This is a genomic window from uncultured Romboutsia sp. (assembly GCF_958366745.1).
Classification (GTDB): Bacteria; Bacillota; Clostridia; order Peptostreptococcales; family Peptostreptococcaceae; genus Romboutsia; species Romboutsia timonensis.
Genome location: NZ_CATXCO010000131.1, coordinates 1 through 6,713, shown reverse-complemented (window position 1 = coordinate 6,713; position 6,713 = coordinate 1). Strand labels below are relative to the sequence as shown.

The window sequence follows — 6,713 nt, the reverse complement described above, 5'->3', positions numbered from 1 at the left end:
AAAGATATAGAAGAAGTTAAAGAGTCTGAGGCGAGATACAATAAACCTTGTAAACCAGACAATTTATGCTGCACATGCAAAGATGGCCCAACGGTTGTAAAAAATGAAAGCCAATGTAAAGAACAATGTTGCAAACCAAAAACTATTAGATATCCAGATATAAGAGAAGCAAAATGCATACCTGCATTAATAGATAGAATATATGACTATGTACATTTAGATAATGAACAAACAAGATGTGCTAAAGATAAAACATTTGAAATAATATGGGCAGGTACTAATGATAGAGCTAATTTAATAGGAAAAGATATATGTATAAAAACTATAACTTTGAAATATGATTGCCTAGGAATAGATGCGGCAGAGATACCAACTGAAATAGGTCTTAATCAGACTATAACACTAGTAAGTGATCCATGTTCAGCATGTAGAACTTCTGGATGTGAAAATATATATACTGAATATAGTGGAAGTACAACTTGTGGTGAAGGAACTGGTTGTTGTGAAAATGGTAGGGCTAGAAAAATATGTCAAGCAGATATAACTCCAGATTCTTGTAATTTGTATATTATAGTAGATGGTACTGCAGGATGTATACCTTTTAGAGCTCAATATCTTGTAGATGGCTTAACTGATAGTGTGATGGGATTAGGATTTAAAGATGTTGATTTCTTTGGTCAAGTATGTTTACCAGATGATAGAAGGAAAGTAAATTTAAGATCAATGTTTGATGTTTGTGTATCAGTACCATGTGTAGCACCTAAATCTACTATAGAATTAAACGAAAGTGCAGGCGAATATGAATTTACAGCTAATATATTTGCATCACTTTTAGTAACTGAAAAATTATACGTAGTAGTTAAAGATGAAGTTGCAGTTTATACAACACCTAACACATTAGTAGCTACTAATGGAGGGTTTACATCAAACTGTGAAGCATAATGATAATATGTAGGTATAAGGCTCATTAAAAAATGAGCCTTATATTTATGTAATAAAATATCATTAATAAACATATATATAATGAGGATAATTTTAGCTATAAAAGTTAGTTGTAAAGGAGTGTGTATAAATGCAGAGAAATTACAATAATAGATCAATAGAAAAGATACTTAATACTATTAAAGAATTAGTAGATATATCTTCAAATAAGGAGAAAATTTCTGTTGATTTAGAAATTACAACTACAGATGGATACACTAATAAAATACAAATAAATAAAGAAAATGATAGCAACTTATCAATTAAAAAGAACATAATAATGAATGATAACGTAGCAATATCAATGGATAATATAACTAAAGTTAAGATATTAAATAACAATGACAATCCTAATTTTAAGAAATTATTAATAAAAGAGATACAAGATAGTACTATAGATGAAGAAAATAACTATAGATATGATCCTAATACTGGATATTCTAGAGCTTTTTCAAATAAACTAAAAGACAAAAATATTGAGGATTACATAAGACGAAATTATAAAGATATAAAAAACATAAATTATTATGCAATAAAAAATGACAACCAAATAAATAGTATAGAAAATATAAAAAGTGAAGAGGTTCTAAAATATAATACAGATTTAGATGTAAATACTAAAAAATCATTAGAAAATATAGAGTTAGGTAAAAATAAAAAAAGCGTAGTAGAAAATATAACAAGTGAAAAAAAGAATGTAGTAAAATATGTAAAAATAGAAAAGAAAAAAGTATTAACTTCTAATTGCGAAGAGGTTGAAGTTTCAAGACCTATAAAAACTAATAAAATAGGTGTATTGTCTAATATTAATACAAAAAATTGTAATGTAGTTACAAATCAATCAAAAACAAAGGTTGTAAAGGAATTAAATCCAAATAAATCAACATCAGTTATAGATGTAAAGCCTACTTATGTAGATAATGTAATAAAAAATATAGATATAAATCAACAAATAATAAAGCCAAAGACTGTAGAATTAATGATTATAGGACCTATGAATAATTATTTAAATAATGAAGAAATAAAAGATAAGCCTTTAAGAATGGATCCAACAGGGGATGGTTTTATAGGAGTTGTATTAGATGATGGAACATTTGAACCGCTTAAAGTAAGTTTAGAAACATTTACTATAATTCCTAATGAAGCTAAAAATATATTAGCTAATATTGAAAGTGAAAATATAGAAAATAAGGTAATAAATAATATTAATATAGAAAAAGATGAATTTGTAAACTCAATAAATGTTACCTATGATAATAGTGTATCAAAATATAAAGAGGAATATATAAAACCACTAAATGATATTTTAAAAACAACAAAAACAATTGTAAATAATATAATTAATGAAGAAGATACTATTTCAGTAGTTACAAAGCAAGGAAGCGAATATATAAACAATATAAAAGATATTAAACATGATATTGTGTCAAATATATCAGGGATAGAAACTACTGAAGTTATTGAATCTATAGATATCTTAAAAGATTATGGAGAAGTTGTAGATGATGTTAAATTAAATAAAGATTGTGTAAATGCCGTAAATGACATATATGTTACAGAACAGAAATTTGCAAGTTGCATTAATGAAAAGATAAAAGGAAATTTAGAGTTTGTAAGAAACGGAATTATGTTGATTAACGATGATGGAGAATTAACTATCTATTCTACAAATAAAATAAGTTCTATAAATAAGTAATTAAAAATATTATAATAAGGGCATCATAAATATTTGATGTCTTTTTTTGTTATAAATAAATAGTTATATGTACATAATTTTAATAAAAATAGGAGGTGTATATTATGGCGCATATAACGGCTAAAAATGCTTATAAAAGCCTAGAAGAAAGAATAAATAAATTTCCACAAGGAGCTCCTCCTTCGAAAACTTTGTATCAAATTTTAAGTATATTATTTACAGAAGAAGAAGCAAGGTTAGTAGCTAAGCTTCCTATAAAAGCTTTTAGGTTAAAAACTGCAGCAAATATTTGGAATGTAAGTCAAAGTGAAGCATATAAAATATTAGATAATTTAGCTAAAAAAGCTTTGATACTTGATTTAGAAGATAATAAGGGGAAAAAATACATATTACCTCCTCCAATGGCTGGTTTTTTTGAGTTTTCAATGATGAGAACTAGACAGGACATAGATCAAAAACTTTTAGCAGAGCTTTATTATCAATATATAAATGAAGAAGAAGATTTTATAAAAGAACTATTCTATTCAACAGATACTAAGCTAGGAAGAGTATATGTTCAAGAAGAAGTATTAACTAATGAAAATGAAGTTACAATACTAGACTATGAAAGAGCAACGCATATAATAGAAGAATCAAAACATATCGGTATAAGTATGTGTTACTGTAGACATAGAATGAGTCACGTAGGAAAATCATGTGATGCTCCTATGGATATATGTATGACTTTTAACAATACAGCAAACTCTTTAATAAATAACAATTTTGCAAGAAGAGTAGATGCATCGGAGTGTAAAGAGCTTCTTCATCAGGCTTATGAACACAACTTAGTTCAATGTGGAGAAAATGTAAGAAGTGGAGTAACATTTATATGTAATTGTTGCGGATGTTGTTGTGAAGCGTTAGTAGCAGCAAAACGATTTGGAAATATGAATCCGGTTCAGACAACTAGTTTTATACCTCAGATAAACTATGATTCTTGTATAAACTGTGGTAAGTGTATAAAGGTTTGTCCAATAGATGCTATAAGTAAATCAGTTGAAAATAACAAAGAAGTTGTAAAAATCGATGAGGATAGATGTTTAGGGTGTGGAGTGTGCGTTAGAAATTGCCATAAAAAAAGCATTACACTTAGAAAACGTAAGGAAAAAATAATAACACCAGCAAATTCTGTTCATAGAGCAGTATTAATGGCTATTGAAAAAGGTCAGCTACAAAATCTTATATTTGATAATGAAGCTTTAACTAGCCATAGAGCTATGGGTGCAGTTTTATCTAGTATATTAAGTTTAGAACCAGCTAAAAGAGCCTTAGCTAATGAACAATTAAAGTCAACATATTTAGATAGACTACTTAGTATAAAAAAACCTGAACGAAAAAAGCCAAATTAATTGAAATGATATGATATTATAATAATATGAAAATATGTTAAGGTGGGAGAATATTTATGGATAAGTATGTAGCTTGGGTAAATGAAACTAAAATAAAAAATACAATAAAATCATTAGAAAATAATAATATGAAGGGTTATCTTGCAAATAATAAAGATGAACTTATTAAAATAATAGATGAACTTACAAATGAAGGGGATACTGTTAGTTGTGGAGGATCTATGACATTATTTGAAGCAGGTGTTATAGATTATTTAAGAAGTAAAAGATTTAATTTTCTAGATAGATATGAAGAAAATCTAACTAAGGATGATTTAAAAGAGTTATACAGAAAGACTTTTAGTGCAGATGTATTCTTTACTAGTACTAATGCTATAACAGAAGATGGAGAATTATATAATGTAGATGGAAATGGAAATAGGGTAGCAGCCATGCTTTATGGACCAGACAAAGTTATAGTAGTAGTTGGAGTTAATAAAATAGTAAAAAATATCAATGAAGCTGTAGAGCGTAATAAAAGTATGTGTGCTCCTGCTAATGCTAAAAGACTAGATACTAATACACCATGTAAAATAAAAGGATATTGTATGGATTGTAGTAGTACAGATAGAATATGCTGTGAGTATACAGTTATAAAAAGACAAAGAACTGCAAATAGAATTCATGTAATATTTTTAAATGAAAATCTTGGTTATTAATAAAATAAAGGATATACTAAAATAAAGGTATATCCTTTTATACATCTAATATATATCATAAAGGTTAAGTTTTAAGGAGGTTTCATGAGAAAAGCAAAACTTATATACAACCCAAATTCAGGTGAAAAATCCATAGTAAATAGTTTAGATTTTATAATAAGTATATATCAAAAAAATAACATTACACTTATACCATATAGAATAGACAAAAATGAGTGTATAGATAAAGCCTTTTTAGATATAGATGATACATATGAGCATTTAATAATAGCAGGTGGAGATGGAACAATAGATATAATAATAAATGCTATGAAAAATTTAAATATAAACCTACCAGTTGGAATACTTCCTGTTGGTACAGCTAATGATTTTGCGCACTCTCTTGGATTAGAATTTGATATAAAAAAAGCAGTAGATAATATTATAAATTCTAATCCAAGAAATTTTGATATAGGAAAAATAAATGATAAGTATTTTATAAATGTAGCAAGTGCAGGTATGTTTACGGATGTATCTCAAAAAATAAATCCTGATTTTAAAAACTATATGGGAAAAGTAGCATATTATATAGCTGGGATAGAGGAAACGCTTCATCTTAGAGCGTTTAATATAAAAGTAAAATCTGATGAAGTAGAGTATAAAGGAAATATGTATCTTATGTTAGTTTTTAATGGAAAAACTGCAGGTAATTTAAATTTAGCATATAAAGCAAAACTAGATGATGGATATTTAGATGTAATTATTTTTAAAGATATGCCAATTCCAAAATCTATACCAGTATTTATAAATGTATTAAAGGGAGAACATTTAGATAATTTAAATGAGGATGATATATTATACTTTAAAACTAAGGAAATATATATTGAATGTGAGGATGGATTAACTACAGATATTGATGGTGAAAAGGGTCCAGATTTTCCATTAGATATAAAATGTATAGAAGGTGGATTAGAAATATTAGGTGTGGATTATAGTTAAATTAAATAAAAGAAAAAACCTACTAAAATATTAATTAGTAGGTTTTTATATATTAAATATTATTTTCCAGGTTTGAAAGAGCTCTTTAATGGTACAACTCTATTAAATACTAATTTATCATCTGTAGTATATTTTGTATCAACAGAGAAGAATCCATTTCTTACAAATTGGAACTTATCTAATGGTTTTGCATCCTTTATTTGAGTAGGTTCAGCAAATCCTTGTAATATTTCCATAGAGTTTGGATTTATTTGCTCTAAGAAGTGCTTTCCTTCATTTTCTGGAGCATCATCAAGTATTAATGGCTCATATAATCTAAATTCACAAGGAATAGCAGTATTTGCTTCTACCCAGTGTATAGTAGATTTTACTTTACGTCCTGTAAATCCTGAACCACTCTTAGTTTCTGGGTCGTAAGTACAATGTACTTCAACTACATTTCCGTTTTCATCTTTTATAACATCAGTACACTTAACAAAGTAAGCTCCCTTTAAACGAACTTCATTTCCTGGGAATAATCTGAAGTATTTCTTAACAGGTTCTTCCATAAAGTCTTCTTGTTCGATATATAATTCTCTACCAAATGGTACTAATCTAGTTCCTTTAGTTTCGTCTTTTGCATTATTTTCAAGCTCAATCATTTCTGTTTGACCTTCAGGGTAGTTAGTTATAACTAACTTAAGTGGATTTAAAATACCCATAGCAAGAGGAGCTTTAGTTTGTAAGTCTTCTCTTACGAAGAAATCAAGCATTTGACTATCAACTTTTGAATCAGCTTTAGATACACCAATTTCTGAACAGAATTTACGTATAGCATCAGCAGTATATCCTCTACGTCTAAATCCTGATATAGTAGGCATACGAGGGTCATCCCATCCATCAGTAACACCTTCATCAACAAGTTGCTTTAATTTTCTCTTACTCATAACAGTGTTTGTAAGGTTAAGTCTAGCAAACTCTATTTGTCTTGGA

The 6,713-nt window shown here is 27.5% G+C and carries 6 protein-coding genes; 5 read left to right on the top strand and 1 reads right to left on the bottom strand.

The features are described from left to right. From Q5F54_RS09120 to Q5F54_RS09100, 5 genes are all read left to right on the top strand, one after another. Nucleotides 1–942, top strand: a 942-nt coding sequence (locus Q5F54_RS09120) for a hypothetical protein (RefSeq protein WP_302334281.1), incomplete at its 5' end; no start/stop codon positions are given. Nucleotides 943–1,072: 130 nt separating this feature from the next. Next, the gene (locus Q5F54_RS09115; RefSeq protein WP_288525967.1) at nt 1,073–2,677 is read left to right on the top strand and encodes a hypothetical protein; all 1,605 of its coding nucleotides are present in this window, start codon (nt 1,073–1,075) and stop codon (nt 2,675–2,677) included. A 104-nt stretch (nt 2,678–2,781) separates the two neighbouring features. Then, nucleotides 2,782–4,065, top strand: coding sequence for a 4Fe-4S dicluster domain-containing protein (locus tag Q5F54_RS09110; RefSeq protein ID WP_288525965.1), 1,284 nt, complete (start codon nt 2,782–2,784; stop codon nt 4,063–4,065). A gap of 56 nt (nt 4,066–4,121) precedes the next feature. After that, nucleotides 4,122–4,763 (top strand): lactate utilization protein, encoded by a 642-nt coding sequence (locus tag Q5F54_RS09105; RefSeq protein ID WP_288525962.1) that lies wholly within the window; start codon nt 4,122–4,124, stop codon nt 4,761–4,763. A gap of 84 nt (nt 4,764–4,847) precedes the next feature. Continuing rightward, entirely contained in the window at nt 4,848–5,741 is an 894-nt protein-coding gene (locus Q5F54_RS09100; protein WP_071120001.1) for a YegS/Rv2252/BmrU family lipid kinase, read from the top strand. Nucleotides 5,742–5,800: 59 nt separating this feature from the next. Here Q5F54_RS09100 and Q5F54_RS09095 read toward each other — a convergent pair. Beyond that, nucleotides 5,801–6,713: glutamate--tRNA ligase family protein (locus tag Q5F54_RS09095; protein ID WP_302334280.1), on the bottom strand; the 913-nt coding region annotated here is incomplete at its 5' end.

What these genes read in the sequence shown, in the direction of transcription:
- Q5F54_RS09115 (WP_288525967.1), top strand. Translation starts at nt 1,073, where the DNA reads ATGCAGAGAAATTACAATAATAGATCAATAGAAAAGATACTTAATACT.
- Q5F54_RS09105 (WP_288525962.1), top strand. Translation starts at nt 4,122, where the DNA reads ATGGATAAGTATGTAGCTTGGGTAAATGAAACTAAAATAAAAAATACA.
- Q5F54_RS09110 (WP_288525965.1), top strand. Translation starts at nt 2,782, where the DNA reads ATGGCGCATATAACGGCTAAAAATGCTTATAAAAGCCTAGAAGAAAGA.
- Q5F54_RS09100 (WP_071120001.1), top strand. Translation starts at nt 4,848, where the DNA reads ATGAGAAAAGCAAAACTTATATACAACCCAAATTCAGGTGAAAAATCC.